This window comes from Ventrimonas faecis (assembly GCF_040096075.1).
Lineage (GTDB): Bacteria > Bacillota > Clostridia > Lachnospirales > Lachnospiraceae > Brotaphodocola > Brotaphodocola faecis.
Genome location: NZ_JBBMFJ010000003.1, coordinates 103,413 through 122,170 on the forward strand (window position 1 = coordinate 103,413; position 18,758 = coordinate 122,170).

At 46.9% G+C, this 18,758-nt stretch carries 16 protein-coding genes and 4 pseudogenes; 15 read left to right on the forward strand and 5 right to left on the reverse strand.

Annotated features, from left to right (window positions below; all coding sequences use genetic code 11):
• Positions 1 to 121: 121 nt before the first annotated feature.
• The 10 genes from WMO41_RS02675 (at position 122) to WMO41_RS02720 (ending at position 11,193) form a co-directional block, all read left to right on the forward strand.
• On the forward strand, positions 122 to 1,906 hold the full coding sequence (locus tag WMO41_RS02675) for an ABC transporter ATP-binding protein (protein WP_009249997.1): 1,785 nt from the start codon (positions 122 to 124) through the stop codon (positions 1,904 to 1,906).
• Positions 1,907 to 3,655: an ABC transporter ATP-binding protein gene (locus WMO41_RS02680; RefSeq protein WP_009249998.1), complete on the forward strand. Its 1,749-nt coding sequence runs from the start codon at positions 1,907 to 1,909 to the stop codon at positions 3,653 to 3,655. It begins immediately after the preceding gene.
• Between the two features lie 11 nt (positions 3,656 to 3,666).
• Positions 3,667 to 4,050, forward strand: a complete 384-nt coding sequence (locus WMO41_RS02685) for a metal-dependent transcriptional regulator (protein ID WP_349228458.1) — start codon at positions 3,667 to 3,669, stop codon at positions 4,048 to 4,050.
• 53 nt (positions 4,051 to 4,103) lie between these two features.
• Positions 4,104 to 4,553: a winged helix-turn-helix domain-containing protein gene (locus tag WMO41_RS02690; RefSeq protein WP_349228459.1), complete on the forward strand. Its 450-nt coding sequence runs from the start codon at positions 4,104 to 4,106 to the stop codon at positions 4,551 to 4,553.
• Positions 4,554 to 5,014: 461 nt separating this feature from the next.
• Positions 5,015 to 5,437, forward strand: a complete 423-nt coding sequence (locus WMO41_RS02695) for a sigma factor-like helix-turn-helix DNA-binding protein (RefSeq protein ID WP_009250001.1) — start codon at positions 5,015 to 5,017, stop codon at positions 5,435 to 5,437.
• Positions 5,438 to 5,603: 166 nt separating this feature from the next.
• Entirely contained in the window at positions 5,604 to 5,852 is a 249-nt protein-coding gene (locus WMO41_RS02700; protein ID WP_156887068.1) for a hypothetical protein, read from the forward strand.
• A 181-nt stretch (positions 5,853 to 6,033) separates the two neighbouring features.
• Entirely contained in the window at positions 6,034 to 6,246 is a 213-nt protein-coding gene (locus WMO41_RS02705; protein WP_009250002.1) for a DUF6870 family protein, read from the forward strand.
• Positions 6,247 to 6,385: 139 nt separating this feature from the next.
• Positions 6,386 to 8,014, forward strand: a complete 1,629-nt coding sequence (locus WMO41_RS02710; protein WP_009250003.1) for a recombinase family protein — start codon at positions 6,386 to 6,388, stop codon at positions 8,012 to 8,014.
• On the forward strand, positions 8,015 to 9,667 hold the full coding sequence (locus tag WMO41_RS02715) for a recombinase family protein (protein WP_009250004.1): 1,653 nt from the start codon (positions 8,015 to 8,017) through the stop codon (positions 9,665 to 9,667).
• Positions 9,652 to 11,193: a recombinase family protein gene (locus tag WMO41_RS02720; RefSeq protein ID WP_009250005.1), complete on the forward strand. Its 1,542-nt coding sequence runs from the start codon at positions 9,652 to 9,654 to the stop codon at positions 11,191 to 11,193. The genes WMO41_RS02715 and WMO41_RS02720 overlap by 16 nt, the downstream gene beginning before the upstream one ends.
• Here WMO41_RS02720 and WMO41_RS16045 read toward each other — a convergent pair.
• The 3 genes and pseudogenes from WMO41_RS16045 to WMO41_RS02730 all read right to left on the reverse strand — a co-directional run.
• Positions 11,147 to 11,470, reverse strand: a pseudogene (locus WMO41_RS16045) (hypothetical protein); the annotation flags it as partial. The gene WMO41_RS02720 and the pseudogene WMO41_RS16045 overlap by 47 nt on opposite strands.
• 169 nt (positions 11,471 to 11,639) lie before the next feature.
• Positions 11,640 to 12,443 (reverse strand): ExeA family protein, encoded by an 804-nt coding sequence (locus tag WMO41_RS02725; protein WP_349228460.1) that lies wholly within the window; start codon positions 12,441 to 12,443, stop codon positions 11,640 to 11,642.
• Positions 12,443 to 13,686 (reverse strand): annotated as a pseudogene (locus WMO41_RS02730) (DDE-type integrase/transposase/recombinase). Before WMO41_RS02730 ends, WMO41_RS02725 begins: the two are co-directional and overlap by 1 nt.
• Before the next feature lie 119 nt (positions 13,687 to 13,805).
• Here WMO41_RS02730 and WMO41_RS02740 point away from each other — a divergent pair.
• The 4 genes and pseudogenes from WMO41_RS02740 (at position 13,806) to WMO41_RS02750 (ending at position 15,609) form a co-directional block, all read left to right on the forward strand.
• A complete protein-coding gene (locus WMO41_RS02740; RefSeq protein ID WP_349228463.1) occupies positions 13,806 to 14,120 on the forward strand; it encodes a hypothetical protein in 315 nt (104 codons plus the stop codon).
• A 389-nt stretch (positions 14,121 to 14,509) separates the two neighbouring features.
• A pseudogene (gene tnpB, locus WMO41_RS15895) lies at positions 14,510 to 14,683 on the forward strand (IS66 family insertion sequence element accessory protein TnpB); the annotation flags it as partial.
• 185 nt (positions 14,684 to 14,868) lie between these two features.
• Complete coding sequence (locus WMO41_RS02745; RefSeq protein WP_349228464.1) at positions 14,869 to 15,087, forward strand: hypothetical protein; 219 nt, start codon at positions 14,869 to 14,871, stop codon at positions 15,085 to 15,087.
• 24 nt (positions 15,088 to 15,111) lie between these two features.
• Positions 15,112 to 15,609 carry a MazG family protein gene (locus tag WMO41_RS02750; protein WP_349228465.1) on the forward strand — a complete coding sequence of 166 codons (498 nt, stop codon included), beginning with the start codon at positions 15,112 to 15,114 and terminating at the stop codon, positions 15,607 to 15,609.
• Here WMO41_RS02750 and WMO41_RS02755 read toward each other — a convergent pair whose 3' ends face one another.
• The gene (locus WMO41_RS02755; protein ID WP_349228507.1) at positions 15,610 to 16,425 is read right to left on the reverse strand and encodes a flavodoxin family protein; all 816 of its coding nucleotides are present in this window, start codon (positions 16,423 to 16,425) and stop codon (positions 15,610 to 15,612) included.
• A 516-nt stretch (positions 16,426 to 16,941) separates the two neighbouring features.
• Positions 16,942 to 17,367: pseudogene (locus WMO41_RS02760) on the reverse strand (helix-turn-helix domain-containing protein); the annotation flags it as partial.
• Between WMO41_RS02760 and WMO41_RS02765 the strand changes: the two are divergent.
• Complete coding sequence (locus WMO41_RS02765; protein ID WP_494338419.1) at positions 17,349 to 18,755, forward strand: MobA/MobL family protein; 1,407 nt, start codon at positions 17,349 to 17,351, stop codon at positions 18,753 to 18,755. The pseudogene WMO41_RS02760 and the gene WMO41_RS02765 overlap by 19 nt on opposite strands.
• Positions 18,756 to 18,758 lie beyond the last annotated feature (3 nt).

The window sequence follows — 18,758 nt, forward strand, 5'->3', positions numbered from 1 at the left end:
AGAAATTATGAATGTCAGGGCCGCCTTGACTGGACAGAAAGATAATGATAAGAGGCCGCTTTACTTTGGCGGCCTCTTGTTTTTGAAGCACAGACAGTACGGCTCAATATAAGGAGGGCTTATGTTCAAAAAAATCTTTGAGTACGCAGGGCCATATAAGAAAAATATGTATGTGGCCACGGTTGTCGTACTGGTCAGCGTTCTTATGGGCGTCCTGCCTTTTGTGCTGGCCTATCAGGTCATTTCGCCATTGGTTATGGGCGATTCTGTTGAGACAGAATTTGTTTTATTGCGTGTTATAGGGGTTTTGATCTGTCTTGTTTTGCAGGCGGTTTTATATGGATGGGGATTATCAATTTCTCATAAAGCAGCATATAACACATTGTTCCGGCTGCGGGTATCTCTGCAAGAGAAGTTTGAGAAACTTCCCCTTGGCATTGTGGAGGAAAAAGGGACAGGGACAATCAAAAAGCTGTTTGTCGATGATGTGGACAGCTTGGAATTGCTCCTTGCTCATTCAGTCCCGGAGGGTATCGCAAATTTGCTGATCCCGCTGGTGATTTATGTTGCTATGTTTTGTGCGGACTGGAAACTGGCTCTTATGTCTTTGGCCTCTATCCCGATCAGCCTGCTCTCCATGGTCATTATGTACTCTGTTGGAATGAAGCGCATGGGTCCCTACTATCAGTCTGCACAGAAAATGAACAACACGATCATTGAGTACATCAATGGTATGGAGGTTGTCAAGGTTTTCAACCGGGAGAGTGAATCTTACGAGAACTTCCGCAAGGATGTAACGGACTATCGGGATTATACCTTGGCATGGTATAAGGCCGCCTGGCCCTGGATGGCGATATACGGAAGTCTGCTGCCCTGCACTGTTATTCTGACTTTGCCTCTTGGGGCATGGTTTGTTCTCTGTGGCATAAGCACTTTACCTGATTTGATTTTAGTCCTCTGCCTTTCCCTCAGCATTGGGATTCCTCTCCTGAAAGCACTGGGCTTTATGGAGACGATTCCGAATCTGAATTATAAGATCACGGCACTTGAACAGATGTTAAATGCGGCACCGCTGCAAGCTGCTGAGGATGATTTCCACGGACAGGATTTTAACATTTCTTACGATCATGTTTCCTTTGCGTATCAAACGACACAGCCTGGCCCAGATGGGAAACCGATAATAGCGGAAAACGAAGTCCTCCACGATATTACCCTTGTGGCAAAAGCAGGACAAAAAACTGCCCTGGTTGGTGAATCCGGTTCTGGCAAGAGCACCCTTGCAAAACTGTTGATCCACTACTATGACCCGCAGAAAGGGAGCATTTCCATTGGCGGGCAGAAACTTTGTGATATGAGCCTGGAGGCATTGAACAGCCGCATTTCCTATGTGGCTCAGGATCAGTACCTGTTTAACACCTCCCTGCTGGAAAATATCCGTCTTGGACGTTTGGATGCTACCGATGAGGAAGTAATGGAGGCGGCGAAGAAAGCCCAGTGTATGGAGTTTCTGGAAAAGCTGCCGCAAGGTATTCACTCCATGGCGGGCGATGCGGGGAAAATGCTTTCCGGGGGGCAGCGCCAGCGAATTTCCCTGGCGCGAGCAATATTGAAGGATGCCCCGATTGTAGTGCTTGACGAGGCCACGGCCTATGCTGATCCAGAAAATGAGGAAAAAATGGAGGCTGCTATTGCGGAGCTGGTGAAGGGAAAAACCTTGGTAGTTATCGCTCACAAACTTCCCGCTATAATGAACGCAGATCAAATATGCGTTATGGATCACGGAAAGATGGTGGCAACCGGAAAACATCAGGAGCTGATTCAAGCTTGCCCAGAATACCAAAAGTTGTGGAAAGCGGCTCAGGACAGCGCCGAGTGGAAAGTATCTACTGCAAAGGAGGGAAGATAAATGTTTGCATTGATTTCAAGAATCCTGAACCTCTCCGGGAGGTATAAAAGCCGTATTCAGGCTGCATTTCTATGTGCATTTGTCGAGTCCATTCTCTCCAAAATGCCGATCTTCATGGCGTTTATTGTCTTTGCCGGGTTTGCTGATAATACGCTGACTGGAAAGACCTGTCTGTTTGTCGGACTTGGATTATTAGCTGTTGTAGTGGTTCAGACAGTGGTTCACTATTTGAGCGACCGTCTGCAAAGTGCCGCTGGATTTATGATCTTTGCTGATAAACGGATGGAGTTGGGAAATCATTTAAGAAAAATGCCGATGGGTTACTTTACATCGGGGAATATTGGCAAAATCAGCTCTGTTCTCAGTACGGATATGGTTTTCATTGAGGAAGTTTCTATGAGTACCATTGGCAACATGATGAGCTATATGCTGTCTACTTTGGTTTTAGCTGTTTTTATGTTCGTACTGGATTGGAGACTTGGGCTGATTGCGGTAATCATTACCTTGCTGGCATCGCTGGTTGCAAAATATATGAATAAGGTTTCCTTCAAGGAGGCTGTCGGGCGTCAAAACCAAAGCGAGAATTTGACGGATGCGGTCTTGTCTTTTGCTGAAGGAATTGGGGTTATCAAAAGTTACAATCTGCTCGGAGAAAAATCTGACGAATTAACGGAAAACTTCAAAAAATCAAGGGATGTCAATACGAAGTTTGAGCAGAAAATGACACCGTGGACCACTGGCTTAAACATTCTCTATGGCGTGGGTATTGCCGCTATCTTCGGTTTATCCGTTTTTTTACATCAGGAAGGCGTACTCTCCCTGGCTTATCTTTTGGGCGTGCTGCTGTTTGTCTTTGATCTCTTTGGGCCTCTGAAAGCTCTTTATGGAGAAGCAACCCGACTGACCGTGATGAATGCCGCATTAGACCGCATTGAAGCTGTTTTGGACGAGCCCGAACTTCCCGATAACGGAAATCAACATATTCTGTCACAGGCACAGCCGGATCAGCCAGAAGTACAATTTAGCGATGTGGCCTTCGCCTATCAGGACAAGGAAGTCCTGCACAACATCAGCTTCTCTATGCAGAAGAATACCATGACCGCACTTGTGGGACCGTCTGGCGGTGGCAAATCCACGATTGCGAACCTTCTGGCGCGGCTGTGGGATGTGAAATCTGGAACGGTAACGGTTCGCGGGACGGATATTCGGGATGTGCCGCTGGCTGAGTTGATGGAACAAATCAGCATGGTATTCCAGCGCGTGTACTTATTCCAAGACACAATTTATAACAATATCAGCATGGGCAAACCTGACGCCACTGAACAGGAAGTCTATGAGGCAGCTAAGAAAGCTCGGTGTTATGACTTTATCATGGCTCTGCCGGATGGATTTCAGACTGTTGTTGGCGAGGGCGGCGCTACTTTGTCCGGCGGCGAGAAACAGCGTATTTCTATTGCCCGCTGTATTCTGAAAGATGCCCCGATTGTAATTTTAGACGAAGCAACAGCCAGTGTCGATACTGATAATGAAAGTTACATTCAGGAGGCAATCAATGAGCTGGTCAAGGGTAAGACATTACTTGTAATTGCACATCGGCTGAATACCATCCGGCAGGCAGATCAGATTTTGGTAATCTCTAATGGACAGATTAGCGAACAGGGAACCCATGATGAGCTTATGGCAAAAGCCGGAATTTATCAGGAATTTGTCAATATCCGAAAAAAATCTGCTGGATGGAGCCTTACATAAGGGAGGAACGGATGAAACTTCATGCGTCAGGCGAGGACTACTTAGAGGCCATACTAATGCTGCAAAAGAAATCCGGCATGGTACGCTCTGTTGATCTTGCCCGACACATGGGCTTTAGCAAACCGAGTATCAGCCATGCAGTAGGTGTCCTGCGGGACGGTGGCTTTCTGACCGTGGATAAAGATGGTTTTCTCCATCTGACAGACATAGGCCGGGAGATTGCCGAGAAAATTTATGAACGGCACCGATTCTTTACGGAGCAGCTTGTCGCTGCCGGTGTCGATCATGAAACGGCAGAGCAAGACGCCTGCCGGATAGAACACGCAATCAGCGAGGAATCCTTTCAGAAATTGAAAGACGCTTTAAGGAAGGAAGGTGATGACATGGGAAACTAGCGGTACTTGATTTATCGGAGAATGGCCGGCAGATTGGTGAGAAACTTTTTGTTTTGCTTGATGTTGAGCAGAAACGCGAAATGATACAGTTTGTCCTTGAAACAGAACAACAGCAGGGCTTTTCGGCCATCCCATGTACTAACCCGGATTCTTTTGGCGCACGGATAGATACGTCTCAACCTTTAACAGAAATTCGGGAAAGTGATCTGTATTTTTGTCTGGAAGAAAGAGAGGTCGCTGTCCAAGGGAAAAAGGTAGATTTGTCGGTCAGAGAGTTTAATGCCCTTTACTTATTGCTTATGAATCGAAGACGAGTAATGACCTTTGAAACCATAGCCTACCATGTATGGAGTGAGGAATATGTTGAGAACGAACTAACTGCGATTCATAACATAATGAGTCGGCTGCGGCAAAAACTCAAAATATCCCCGGACATTCCAGATTATATTATCAGTGTGCGCGGTGTTGGATATAAATTTGACACAACGCAGCAAAAGAAGTGAAATTACAACATCTTGATTAACTTCTGAGAAAAAGGTGAACGGAGGCTGATTACTATACCCTATATAATGTCCCCAAAGTAACAGATTGGGGGAAGTATAAAAGCAATACCGTTCTAATCTGTTTGTGCTCCCCCAGGTATGGGGGCAGACATGCACATTTGGAAGGTCCAATATTTCTACAGAAACCGACAACGATATAGCCGAAAATCTTTTAGTGCCGCAGCTCAAAACGCTGCGGCGCTTTTTGTATCGACATATTTTTATCCTTTTCCCCAATACTCAACAAAATATTCCTATGAGCGCGTTCCTGAAATAAAACAGGTACGCGCTTTTTTCATATCTGAAAGGCGGACAAGCCTATCTGATTTTTTTCTTGTAGGCGGAACTCCTGGCTGTCGCTCCCCGCCCTCTGATTTCGATTTTGCCTATCAACTCAAAAATTGAAATTGGAGGATAATCTAATGAAAAAGATCAATCTGCGGGATTATTACCCGTTTTATACAACTGATACCATTGTGGAAGTGCCGGACGAAGTGGCTGATTTGCTCCATGAGTATAAGCTGAATGAGGCGGCTTATATTTTGCGTACATACCGGCACAAAGCATATTTTTCGCTGGACTATGATGCCAATGTCGAGCGTGACGCTCTGGTAATTGTCCTGACACCTGCGGATATTTTGGAACGGAAAGAAGAAAATGCCAGGCTGTATCAGGCACTTGCCTCTTTGCCGGAGAAACAGCGGAATCGGATTTATGCGCACTATTTTCTTGGCATGAGCAAATCGGATATTGCAAAAGCGGAGGGCACCCATAAGAGCCGAATTACTCGCTCTATCAATGCCGGCCTGCGAAGTTTGGAAAAGTTTTTGAAAGAACTTTCCTGACAGACGGCAACTTTGCCCCCGAAAATGAAATGAATAATAGAGGGACATATTCGGCAGACAAGTCCAATGGGTGCGGCCATACAGCACATGCTCTGGTCCACCCCAACTATAAAATGTCATAATGGCCGTGCCCTCGTTGCACTTTGACAACCGAATATACGTTGCTATGGGTACGTCATTCTGTGTTCCGAGCGGCAAATGGAGCGGCGCAAAGACAGGCAGCCAGGGAGGTGATGAATCCGGCTGTCCGAGCGATCCACGCAATCCATTGACCCGGCTGTGGCAGGCCGGGCGCGACGACGGCGCAGATCATAATGGTACTTTTTCACAATCTCTCACGGACTTGAAGGGAAGTCCCTGCGGTGTGCGCTTGCTCTGGCAAAGCGGCGGCATCTGCGGGGCTATGATGCGGTAAAGCTGGCCGCAGCCTATGGCAACCCCGCTTTGTGTAGACAGAGCTGCCGGGGGGCGTGGCAAATACGGCAAGCAAAATCGAAATCAGATACAATGGGCCGGACCTGTTTCTATTTATAGGGCGGGTCCGGCTTATTCATGTGGTTTTGATAGACCAGTAATTTCAGGAAGGAGTTGGTATTATGGAGAATATTACTGCTGGCGGAAGCGGTTCATTGGTAGACATTCGGGATGTCACCGTGGATAAGGAGCTTCCCCGCGAGGAACGAATCACTGAATTTGTGCGCCAGATCAAAAACCCTTACCGTTTTAAGTGCGGACGTTTTACCGTCCGGGCCAGCTTTGCCCCTGGCGGTGCCACCCTGGAGGAATGTATCAAGGGTATTTTACGGTGAAGCAAAATTTCTTCCAGAAAAGGGCTGACTTTCCCGTAAGAGCGTGGTACAATAAGAGTCGGAAAAGGAATTGAATACGGCATAACCACACTTCTTGAATTGCGGGGATTTTTCTGCGCAACGAAAGGAGTGTTTTTTTATGCAGGTTTATAAAGCTATTAAGTATATCCGTCTTTCCTATACGGATGACAAGTCGGTGGAAAGTGACAGCGTTGCCAATCAGCGGCGGCTCATTGATGATTTCATTGCCCGGCACCCGGAGATTGAGGTTGTGGCAGAAAAGATTGACGACGGTTACAGCGGTGTCCTCTTTGACCGTCCAGCATTTCAGGAAATGATGCGGATGATCGAACAGGGCGAGGCTAACTGTGTCATTGTAAAAGACCTTTCCCGCCTGGGGCGTGAGTACATAGAGACGGGCCGTTATATGCGTCGGGTATTTCCGGCCTACGGCGTCCGTTTTATCGCCATCAATGACAATGTAGACACGGAAAATGACGCTGCAGATGATCTCACCGTATCGGTAAAAAACATTATGAACGAGGCATACTGCCGGGATATTTCCGTAAAGACCCGGAGTGCCCTGGATGTGAAACGACGCAGCGGTGATTTTGTTGGAGCTTTTACTATTTACGGTTATGTAAAAACTGGCGACAAGCATAAGAGTTTGGAAGTTGACGAGTATGCAGCGGGTGTGGTACGGGATATTTTCAGAAAGCGTCTGGAAGGATTCAGTGCTTCCCATATTGCTGATGAACTGAACCGCATGGGTATTCTCTCTCCGCTGGCTTATAAGAGGAATCACGGGATGCCCCATGCCAAAGGCGGCTATACGGACCGTAAGGATTGTAAATGGTCTGCCACTACCATCATCCGCATTTTGAAGGACGAAACCTATACCGGGACACTGGTGCAGGGAAAACAGACAACGCCCCACTTCAAATTGAAGGAGCGTGAGGATAAGCCTTCATCCGAGTGGATTCGTGTAGAGGGCACCCATGAGGCGATTATCCAGAAACACGATTTTGACCTGATTCAGCGACTTCGCCGGATTGACACCCGGACCTCTCCTAAATCGGATAAGGTATATCTGTTCTCCGGTATTTTGATCTGTGGATGCTGCGGCTGCCGCATGACCCGTAAGACAAACCGCTACAAAGACAAGGAATACCACTACTACTATTGCCCTACGGGCAAAAAGAATGGCTGCGCTTCCTCTGTGATGCTGAAAGAGGACGACTTGATCGAGTGTGTGCAGGACAGCTTAAAGGGCCATATTGAAAATGTGGCTTCTCTGGATTCGCTGTTGTCCAGTATCAGTCAGGAACGGATCAACCGGGAACTGGCCCAGGAATACGCCGGACAGATCAGAGCCAATGAAAAACAGTTGGCACAGATTGAGGGTTTCAAGACGAAGCTCTATGAAAATCTGGTGAGCGGGATTCTTACCAAAGAAGAATATCTATCCTACAAGCGGAAATACAATGCGGACATTGAATTGCTGCAAAAGGCAGTTGCGGAATGGGAGGAACGGCTGACAGATGTATTGGAAAACCGCAGCGAGCGGAACCGCTGGATCAATCACTTCATGCAGTTTTCCACGATGGAGGAAATTGACCGCCGCGCAGTCATGCAGCTTATCCGCAGTATTCGCGTGATTAGCAAGGACGAGCTGCATATTGAATTTAATTATCAGGACGAATACAAAAAAGCGGTTGCCCTGGCAGAGCAGATCGTAGAACAGGCCGCGGAAAGGAAGGTGGGTTAAATGGCAAGAAAGAGCAGAAAAGAAACAGTAATCACGGCTGAGCCAGTACCATCTTTATATGTTCATGTAGCACTGTATATCCGGCTTTCCGTGGAGGATAACAAGAAACGGGGATGTTCGGTGGAAAACCAAAAGCTGGTCCTGAATGATTTTCTTGCTGATAAACCGGATTTTGTCGTCTATGATACCTATATCGACAACGGCATGACGGGCACGAATTTCCATCGTCCGGGCTTTCAACAGATGCTTTCGGATATTGAGGCAGGCTATATCAACTGTGTGATTGTTAAGGACCTATCCCGCCTGGGGCGTAATTCCATTGATACCGGCTATTATATCGAACAGTATTTCTACACGCACAATGTCCGTTTTATTGCGGTTACAGATCAGTTTGATACGGCAGACCCCGGCAATCTTCACGGAGGCATTATGCTTCCGCTGAAAAACATGATAAATGAAGCCTATTCGCTGGATATTGGCCGGAAGATCAAGGCCCAGGCAAGGCAGGCCATGAAAGACGGTGACTATATTGGCGCACGGGCTCCATACGGCTACCGGAAAGACCCGGAGAACTGTCATAAACTGCTGATTGACGAGGCCGCCGCTCCTGTTGTGCAGCAGATTTTCCAGTGGGCTTATGAGCGTGTAGCGTTAAACCGTATTGTGCGTAATCTGAATGAAATGGGGATTCCTGCCCCAAGCCATTATAAAAAGACTACCGGTGAAATTACCAGCCCTGGGCTGATCGGGAGCGGGAAATGGCAGACCCGTACTGTAATGAAGATACTGGAAAGTGAGGTTTATACCGGTGATCTGGTACAGGGCAAGACCAAAATTGTAGACCACCAGCAGGTACAGGCCGGAGACGATAATCTGATCGTTGCAAGGCATACCCATGAGCCTATTATCAGCCATGCGGTTTTTGAGGCGGTACAGGACTATCGGAAACAGGTCTGCGAGCAAAGCAAGGCTGTGCCAAAAAAACCATATACCCCCAATATCTTTAAGGGAAAGGTATTCTGTGCGGATTGCGGCAGGAGTCTCCACCGGCAGCGGGCGGAGCGCAAAAAAGGGCCGGATATTTACTGGTTTCATTGCCTTACCAACAGCCGGGTAGAAAAAGATAGCTGCAAGGGTGTGATGATACAGGAAACGGAGCTGATCGCTACGGTCACATCTGTTTTGGAGAAAGAGCTGACGGTTGCCCTGGGAATGTCTCTCCCCCTCTTTCAGTTGGAGGCAAGGCAAAAACAGGAAAAGGATAAACTCAGGGGCCAGATGTCATCCAAACGGCAGGAAATTGAAAAGAAACGCCGGTTGATCCGCGGCCTATATGAGAACTTTGTACAGGGTGTTTTGACAAGCGAGGAATACTTTGAACTGAAAGCGGATTATGAGGAATCCATCAATACACTGTCCGGTGAGATCACCGAGCTTGAAAGGGATATGGATGCTCTCGACGAACAGTTTGTACGCTACCGGACTATGGAAAAGGATGCAAAGTCACTGGCAAAGGATCACCTGCTTACGGCAGAACTGATTGACCGGCTGATTGAGCGGATCGAGATAGACCACAAACGGGATATTCATGTGACCTTCCGCTTTAAGAGTGAATTTCAGGGAAAGGAAGTGGAGTCATGCGCAAATATGTAATTGCCCTTTATATTCGGTTATCCGTGGAGGATATTAAGACAGAAAGTTTGAGTATTCCGAACCAGCGCCTTATCCTGCGGGAAAAAGCCATGTCGCTGCCGGAATGGGATAATGGCGAGGTTTTGGAGTTTGTCGATAATGGCCATACGGGTACGAATTTTGAACGTCCCGCAGTGCAGGAGCTTTTGACGATGGTGCAGGCAGGAAGTATCGACTGTATCATTGTCAAAGACCTATCCCGGTTTGGACGCAACAGCATTGAGACCGGTTATTTCATCGAGCGGGTGTTTCCGCTCTATCACACCCGGTTTATCTCTGTCAGCGACGATTTTGACACCGTCAATTTCAAAGGAGATACCGGAGGGATTGATGTTGCCTTTAAGTATCTTATCAGCGAGTGCTACAGCCGTGATATGTCCATGAAAACAAAAAGCGCCAAATATGCGAAGATGCGCCGGGGCGAGTACCAGAGCGTTATCTGTCCTTACGGCTACCGCAAAAGCGCAGACGGGCGTATGGAGCCGGACGAAAATGTTGCGGGAAATGTCCGTCTGATATTTGAATGGGCGGCTGAAGGCAATACCGCAGCAGAGATCACCCGCAAGTTGTACGCCCTCCATATTCCCACGCCTGGAGAGTATCGGAGGGATAACGGAAAAGACCATTATAATGTGTCAAGGACACACGGCGTATGGAGCAGTTCAACAGTCCTGCGGATGCTGGAGGATCAGCGGTATATCGGCACCTACATAATCGGCAAACGCAAGGTGCAGGAAATCGGCAGCCGCTGCATGAAGCTCAAAGATGAAAGCGAGTGGTTCAAAATCCCCGACCATCATTCCGCGATTGTCAGCAAGGAATTGTTTGAGCAGGCCAATACTTCTATTAAGCGTTTTTCCCTCCCCAATAAAAAAAGGCGTGACTATCTGCTTCGGGGAAAGGTGTTTTGTGGATGCTGCGATCATGCTATGTCACTCAGAAATGGAGCATGGTTTTATTGCCGTCATTCCGAAGTGTCAGAAAGTTTTCCCTGTCATGGCGTGCGGGTAAAGATGGCTGATCTGGAGCAGGTAGTCTTTGAGACGATCCGGGCGCAGATGTGTCCGGCGTTGGGAATCGACGGCAGTAAAGATAAGCTGGATTTACAGACGGTCCAGCAGGCCGAGCATGAAGATAAGTTGCGGGCTATACAGGACAGCAAACGGCAGCTTTATGAACGGTATGCGCTTGGCGAGATCGATCTGGAAACCTACCGGTCACAGAAAGCAGTATATGACGCGGAACTGGTACAGGCCAAGAATGTCCATGCCGCTATCACAGCGCAGACCAAACAGATACAGAGTGATTATGAGGCGAGGCTGAAACAGCGGGAAATTGTTCAGGAAGTAGGCAGCACCGATGTCCTGACGCAATCGCTGATAGACCGGCTTATCAACAGGGTATATGTTTTTCCTGGGGATCGGATTGAGATAGAATATGTTACGCAGGACTTTTTAGGAACGGAGAAATCTGGAAAGGAAGCATGAGCCATGAATACCGTATGGAACAGCTACGGGCAGCTATTGCAGCTGCCCGAAAAAACTTCAAAAAAGATGCAAATTTTTTTGTCGTGGGCTTGACATACGGGTGTCGCAAGGCATGAATTTTAATACGATGAACACCTGCTAAATTTGACAACTTTTCCAAAGCTCTGGGAAGCGTTGTTTTACTGGTTGGAGTTCCGTTATAACTTAGTACAAGTGGACAATCGGGAAGAACCTGTTGCTGAACACTTTGCCAAGCATTTAGCTCATTGAGTGTATCAAAGGTCTTCTCTGGGTGTTGTCCGGCAAATTAAACGATGCTCCATCCGGCAGATTATTTCGAGCTGATTTGGAGTTCCTACAGAGATGCCCGTCACTTTAAAAGCAACTGTTTCATCGAATTGTTTTCCTGACAGAAAAACTCCCGCAAATTAATTGCGGGAGCCTTCTCAACCAAGGGTGCTGTCATTGATTGCCTGCATCACGATGTCAGCTGTGATCCGGTTGGCTGACTGACTATGTCCGATTACAAGCGAAGCGTTGCAGAGCTTGCTGATCACACGGGCTGTTCCATCAGAAGCATTCAAGATTGCTTCAATGGCTGCATCATCAAAAACAGGTGCTGTACAGCCTGCCTTTTTCAGTTTCCATTCCATGTAAGCACGGCCTTCTTCTTTTGAGTAGCCATCAACGTTGTAGTTCATGATGATACGCTGACGGAGCGGTTCATGGATGGAAAGCTGTAGCGTATTATTCAGCTGTGGCAGACCGACCAGAAGAATCACAGCCCGGTCACGGGAGTCCATCTCAAAGTTGAACAGGATCTTCAGGTCGTTAAGAACAGCATTTTTGATATAGTTCGCTTCATCAATGATGATGACCGGAGTCTTCTTTTTATCCAAGGCAAGGCGGTTGATTTCCTCCTGAATGATGTGAAAGTTTTCGGTCTTTCGGTAGGATGACTGCGCGCCCAGGGATGCGGCGAGATTTCGGTAAAAATCATTCACCGTAACGGTGGAAAGGCTGGTGTAGATCACCTTATACAGGGATGGGTTTAGTCCGGTGTACCAGGAACGGACCAGGGTTGTTTTTCCACGACCCGGAGCACCAGTAAGAAGACCGAAACCTTTGGTCTTGGCAAGGTAATCCAGACGAAATTTCGCCTCCTTATACTCGGAACCTTCAAAAAGAATCTCTTTGGAGTTCTTTAAAAAAGGATTGAATTCCAGACCATAACGAGCAGTGAGTTCCATTAGTCTTCACCTCCTGCCAGACGCACTTTGTCCCGTTTGACCGAGGCATTGTCGTGCTTGTTGAGAAGGTGGATCGGAGTAAGGGAACCATCAGCTTCTGCAATAAAGATGTCCTTCATATCCGGTGTATAACGGAGGGTGATGCGCTGCTTTGCAAAGCGGTAATCGACTTCATACTCCACCTGATCGATCACAATGACAGAGTCAGCAGATACCCGGCGCTCGATTTCGAGAAGAAACGAGGAATCGATTTGTTCATCTGGGATGCGGCTGATCAGTTCCGGCTCTTGAAAGAAACGTTCCTGTGGGGACATTCCCTTCAATGAGGAATGTGGGCGCTGGTTATAGCTTCTGACAAAGGTCATGAGGCTCCCTCTGAGTTCTTCCAGTGTATGAAAATCCCTCATATCAAGGGATGCCATCCATTGATTCTTTAGGGTGCGGAACCATCTCTCAATCTTGGCTTTCTGTGTAAGGGTATAAGGCCTGCAATAGCTGATCACAGATCCAATCCGGGCAGCCAGAAGTTCCATCTGTCTGTTCTTATAGGCAGCACCGTTATCAAAGTTGAAAACCTTTGGTTTGCCATACTTGGAAACAGCAGATTTCATAACGGACATAAGATTTACGAAGGTGTCGTTAAAGAAAACATCCGCAGCAAGGATAAATCGGCTGGCATCATCAATCAGCGCGATCACATAAACACGATGCTTCTTCCCGTCTCCGGTTTTCAGATAGGGCCCGGCACTGGAATCCCCGCACCATACCTCGTTGATATGTGGGCGTTCATAACGGCGCATATCCTGATTGTTCGTCAGACGTTCCTGCAGGACGAGCTGGTTGATAAAACGGCATACCGTAGATTCTGAAAGCTGGCCGGAGCGGATGCTGCCGTTATCCTGGAGCTGTTTATAGATCGCAGCCGCGGACATCCGGGGATAATGATGCTTCAGATAAATGATCTGCTCTTTCAGGTCTTCATCAATCTTCCGGCTTACACCGCAGTCAGACCGTCCGGTGGGAACCAAAGCATCAAAACCGGATTTTCTGTAAGAAAGGTACCATTTTCCAGAGTCCCCGGAGAATAGTGCCGGATGGAACCGTCCGGTGCCTTGATTCCTTTCGCTGAAGCAGTACGAAAGTAAGCACTCAGGGATTCATAGTCCTCTTGGGTGCCAGTAATGAGTGGCGCAATCGCTGAATAACGCATCAGAGCGACGGCCTGTTTCTTTTCCTGTTCCATAAGTCAGGCCTCCTTAGAGTTTTTCTTTATTGTAAGAAACAATAGAGGCACTGTCAGGTAAGGCTATGTGGTATAGGAAAAAAGCCTGTTGACCCGCCGGTGTATCTGCATGAACTGCGATGAATAATCCGAAAACAGGAAAGGATCAGAGTAGCCAGTGGAGCGAGGCCAATCCTGAGAGAACGCAGTTTTTCTCTCCAGCAGAGCCTGTAGTTTCGGAGTATGGATTTGACGTTGTTTTCGTCAATAGATGGATTGGTCTCACAGACCATGCTGACGCTGCGTCCTTCTTCGTAGTCATTGCAGATCCGTTGCTGGTCGGAAAGAGGTATCTGGGAGAAGGGAACGATGGAGGACAAAAGAAGTGCATGGGTAGTACCGCATTCGGAGCATTTCACCCGGCAGACGCGGAGTCGGAGGGTTCCGGAGGGTAGCTTAACAGACCTCCAGTAGTATCCATGAACGGACAAACAGGCCGAATGGGAACAGGAACAGGTCAGCTGGTGAAGCTGAAGGTCAAAAATAACAGAATCATAAAAAGATTGAGAAATCTGATTGCAATCTGGAACAAAAATGGTTATCATAGTGTTGTGAATGTACACAGGTTTTCCTGTGGATGTGAGCAGTAGCAGGCCAGACTTTTCCAGGGTGCAGTCCTGCTATTTTTTTATGTGACGATCACTATGATATCACAAGAGGCACAGCATAAAGCAATCCGATGTAAAATCCATCAGAATAATTTATGCTGTGCCCCTTTTTAATTTGACTGAAAGTGGTATGGTTTAGGACCAGATAAAATGCCGGATAACACTTCTGGGAAGGTGATGGTTTTCTGCTTCTCTACAAAAGATTAGATAATGGTGCATTCAGCTGGCCGCGTTCTCCAGAAGCAGCCCTGAAAATTTCATCAGAGCAGTACGCGATGTTAATGCAAGGTCTGGAAATCATACCGAGGCATCCAATCCGGCCAAACGACAATCCCAAGAGACTGATGTAGTGTTTGTGCATTATAGAGAAAAAATTCCATCAAAAAAGGGGCATGCGGACGGTGGAATTTACTTTTGAAATTTTCAGGTGGAGCATATTTGTGAAAATAGGATGGAGCAATTCTCACAATTGTGATAAAATTTGAATAGAACTATCTCTGCGTTAGATATAACTCATGAGCTTTGTACAGCATACATGGCAGATTATGATCTGAATAGTGATCAAACACAAACCTATGTATATGCTTGTCTTGCAGGAGTGGCAGTGAATAGTTTGTTAAAACAGACAGGAATCAAATTTGGTGTAAAATTTGCAAATGGTGTTATAAAAAAGATACCGGGAAAGGTCTTACGAAGATTAAGCAGAAGGTTGATTTCAGATTTATTACGAAATTTGGTTCAAAAGGAATTGTAAACCTTGACTAGAAGGAGACCAGTTATGAACGAAAATTACAATCCATTAGACAAAGAATTAAACCGGCTGGTACAGGTTATTGCCCGTCTTCGCGCGGAGGACGGATGCCCCTGGGACCGGGAGCAGACTCATGGTTCCCTGAAAGCAGCCTGTGTGGAGGAGGCCGCGGAGGTGGTTGGAGGCATCAACATTCTGGAGCAGACGGGAAATGCAGAGAACTTAAAAGAAGAGCTGGGCGACCTGCTTTTGCAGGTGGTCATGCATGCGCAGATTGCAAAGGAAGAAGGCTTATTTACGCTGGAGGATGTCATGCGTGGAATCACGGATAAAATGATTCGCCGGCACCCGCATGTGTTTGGAACCACAGCGGTTTCCGGCTCGGATGAAGTTCTGGTGAACTGGGCTGAAATCAAGAAACAGGAAAAAGAGGGAAAAGAGTGGATGGAAAGCTATCTGCCCGGCGCGTTTGATGAGGCAGAAGAACTGATCGGAGCGGCAAGAAAACGAAAAGGGTTTCGGTAATTATAATGCTTTTTTGTTTTTCCAGGGCCACCCTGTGTTGTAGCCATGCTCCTGCCAGTAAGCATCATCGACCGTGCTCATTTTCTTGTGCTTATGCAGAAAACGATAGAGGGTGAACTCGCACCATACTTTCGGCGACGGAGTCAGATGTCTGGCACAGTGCCGGACATTCCGGGCGGTACGTGTTACCTTATGCTGAATGGATTTCAGGAAAGATTCCGGCAGATCATTCCAGGCGTAATCCCATACGCTTTGGGAAATGCAGTGGGTTCTCGCAAACCCCAGGTTTTCTGTACTGTCTTTGATATCGCGGACGGTGGAGCGCATGCCGCCGCCGGCAGCTGTGTTAATGATGACTGCCTGCTTTTTCATGAAAGAAAGATCAGGGCGGTGAACCATCCAGCGGTATGCAAGATGGTCAAGCAGGGATTTCATCTGTCCAGGGACATGATATACATAAGTAGGTGCACAGAACAGAATCAGTTCAGACTGTTCCATAGCCTCAAGGATGGGCGCCATGGCGGCAGCACCTCCGCAGGCATGCTCTTTTCCAAGGATGCAGGCGCGGCATCCGGTACAGATGTGAGGCATGTCATCCGGGAGAAAGAAGGAAAAACAGGTTCCATCTTCCAGGAGTTCTTTGATGAGCATCTGTGCGATCTGGTAAGTGCTTGATCTGGTTTTTCGGCCGGAAGCGTAAATTACCGTGATATTCCTAGGCAGCTCCTTTAAAAGCAGATATAGATTCCGGGTCAGGGAATGCAGTGCCCCGGTACCTGTATTATAATAATCGAATGGCCGTCTGTCGAGAAAAATGTCTGAATTACGGCATTCTTACACTTTTCTAAAGCCTTTTTGCAGCTGATTGATAAGATGATAAGAAGAAATTTTATACTTGACATTTCTCAGTTCGATTGCTATCATTGCTTTAAACCATTGAAGAGGAAGTTGTACCATATAAGCAGTCTCACAGAGAGTTTGGGGTGGTGGAATTCGGACAGAGTGTCATGGTAAGTGGGCCTCAGAGGGCAAGGTGAAAGGGAATGGTAGGGCGCCGGCAACGATTGAGTTTGAGTAAACAAAAATGTTTAGGAAATCCGGCGTTTATGGGGGTTTCCGGCATTTTCAAAAGTCTTTTGATAACAATTTGATAACAGTTGCATGAAAGCCATTATTCTTGTAATCCAGTGGTTTTAGAGTTGGAGAATGATGGAGTGGTGGCTGTGCAACGGGCGTTCAGAGCTATACTCGGTCAGCTCTGAACGAATCCACATTATAAACGAAGCCCTTAGCTGTGGGTAATAACTCATAGCTAAGGGCTTTTTGTCGTCTTTATTTATCGGATTTGAGCATTTTGACCAGTGCGTCGCTGAGATCCTGAGACGGAACCTTCGCCCAGATCTGTGTGGTATCGAACTCTGGATAGTGATAACGCCAGGTATCGTATTCATCTTTGCTGATTTCACCGGAAGATAGCTTGTCTGCCTGTTCTTTCCATGTATACAGCAGTTTCAGCAGTTCGTGAGCTTCTTTTCCTTTGGAAGTATCGACTTTCAGACAGATTTCCTCATCTGCTTTGCTGACAGTCAGATCGTACAGATCTTCAAGGGTAAATAAAGTGTGCATCAGACCAACATAGCTGTCAATATCAGGCACATCGAGGGCATGAGGGGAAACATCCAGTGCCTGTGCCAATGCTGCGGTAAGTTCTGCTTTGGGTTTCCGTGTTCCAGTTTCATATTGTGCTAGGCAGACATTCATTTATCAGACAAAACAAGCTGTCCGATGTGGCAGGGAGAATTGATTATATTTCTAATCCAAAGCGGCAGGAACATTTATATGCGACCTACCAGACAGAGGGAGCAACACCGGAGTTCTGGAAGAATCTTGCCAGAGAGAATCAGTTGGATTTTAAGACAAGCGGAACGACTGGAAAATGTATTGAAGGGCGAGAGTTTATTATTGCACTTCCGGAGAGCTTTGTGGAGTACAAGTCTGATGATGTGGTCAGAATTTTTACAGATAGCTTTCATAAAAGATATGACGTGGAATGCAGTGCGGCACTTCACCATAATAAGAAAATGACCAATTACCATATTCATCTGGTATTCAGTGAGCGGAAAATGCTGGAGCATCCAGAAGTGAAAATTGCTAACAGAAATATGTTTTATGATGAACAGGGCAAGCACAGACGGACGAAAAAAGAGATTTTAGATGAGCAGGGAAATATCCGGGCAGGGTGCAGCATTATCCCCAAGGGAGAAGCCTACGAAAGCCATATCTTTACGAAGAAAGAGGAATGGTTTAAGAGTAAGGCATTTACCAGGGAAGTCAAAGAAATGTTCACAGAGATCATCAACTGTCATGTGAAAGAAGAATCGGAAAAACTGTCTGTCTTTCAGCAGGGCGGTGCGTATCTGGCAACGAAGAAAATCGGGAAGAACAATCCGAAAGAAGCAGAGATACGAGCCGACAATGCAGCAAGGCAAGAATGGAATCGGACAGTGGATGTGGCATTGGTGGAAGGTGTCCCGGAGGCAGATATTTTGAAAGTCAAGCAGGAAGAAATCACAGACAAAACGGTACAATCTATAAGGGCACATGGTTGGCTGCCAGATATGCTCCGGCAGATTATTCGAGGTGCGGAAGACTTGTTGCAGGAAATGATTTTCAAATTTAAGCTTCCGCCGAAGCCAGTACCGAAGATTGACTTGCAGGAATGGAACGATATGTGGATATTGATGGATAAACTCCAGAAGCAGTCACAGGAAATGAAACAGGCACAGCAGGAGATTTCTTCCATGAAGAAGCAGCTTTCCGAAACAAAGGGATTTTTCAAAGGAAAAGAACGGAAGTCTTTAGAGAGTAAAATCAAACAGACAGAGAAACTGGAGAAGCGGATACACACGGATATGGAGCAAAATGTAAAACAGGCAGACTATCCAGATGTTCAATCTTTTGCAAAGGCATATCACAAATCAGAGGAGCTGATCCGGGAATATAACAAGGATCTGCGAGAGTGGAAGAATCAGACAGCACAGAAGAAACAGACATCAGACCCGCCGACAAAGGCAAGTGTGCTGAAAAAACTGCACAGCTATCAGCAGGAAGGCAGACAGCAGTCGAAGTGGACAAAGTCACAGTAAACC

Coding starts and splice junctions, on each gene's coding strand:
- WMO41_RS02675 (WP_009249997.1), top strand. CDS start 122: ATGTTCAAAAAAATCTTTGAGTACGCAGGGCCATATAAGAAAAATATG.
- WMO41_RS02680 (WP_009249998.1), top strand. CDS start 1,907: ATGTTTGCATTGATTTCAAGAATCCTGAACCTCTCCGGGAGGTATAAA.
- WMO41_RS02685 (WP_349228458.1), top strand. CDS start 3,667: ATGAAACTTCATGCGTCAGGCGAGGACTACTTAGAGGCCATACTAATG.
- WMO41_RS02695 (WP_009250001.1), top strand. CDS start 5,015: ATGAAAAAGATCAATCTGCGGGATTATTACCCGTTTTATACAACTGAT.
- WMO41_RS02700 (WP_156887068.1), top strand. CDS start 5,604: ATGGGTACGTCATTCTGTGTTCCGAGCGGCAAATGGAGCGGCGCAAAG.
- WMO41_RS02705 (WP_009250002.1), top strand. CDS start 6,034: ATGGAGAATATTACTGCTGGCGGAAGCGGTTCATTGGTAGACATTCGG.
- WMO41_RS02710 (WP_009250003.1), top strand. CDS start 6,386: ATGCAGGTTTATAAAGCTATTAAGTATATCCGTCTTTCCTATACGGAT.
- WMO41_RS02715 (WP_009250004.1), top strand. CDS start 8,015: ATGGCAAGAAAGAGCAGAAAAGAAACAGTAATCACGGCTGAGCCAGTA.
- WMO41_RS02720 (WP_009250005.1), top strand. CDS start 9,652: ATGCGCAAATATGTAATTGCCCTTTATATTCGGTTATCCGTGGAGGAT.
- WMO41_RS02725 (WP_349228460.1), bottom strand. CDS start 12,443: ATGGAACTCACTGCTCGTTATGGTCTGGAATTCAATCCTTTTTTAAAG.
- WMO41_RS02740 (WP_349228463.1), top strand. CDS start 13,806: ATGAATAATCCGAAAACAGGAAAGGATCAGAGTAGCCAGTGGAGCGAG.
- WMO41_RS02745 (WP_349228464.1), top strand. CDS start 14,869: ATGGCAGATTATGATCTGAATAGTGATCAAACACAAACCTATGTATAT.
- WMO41_RS02750 (WP_349228465.1), top strand. CDS start 15,112: ATGAACGAAAATTACAATCCATTAGACAAAGAATTAAACCGGCTGGTA.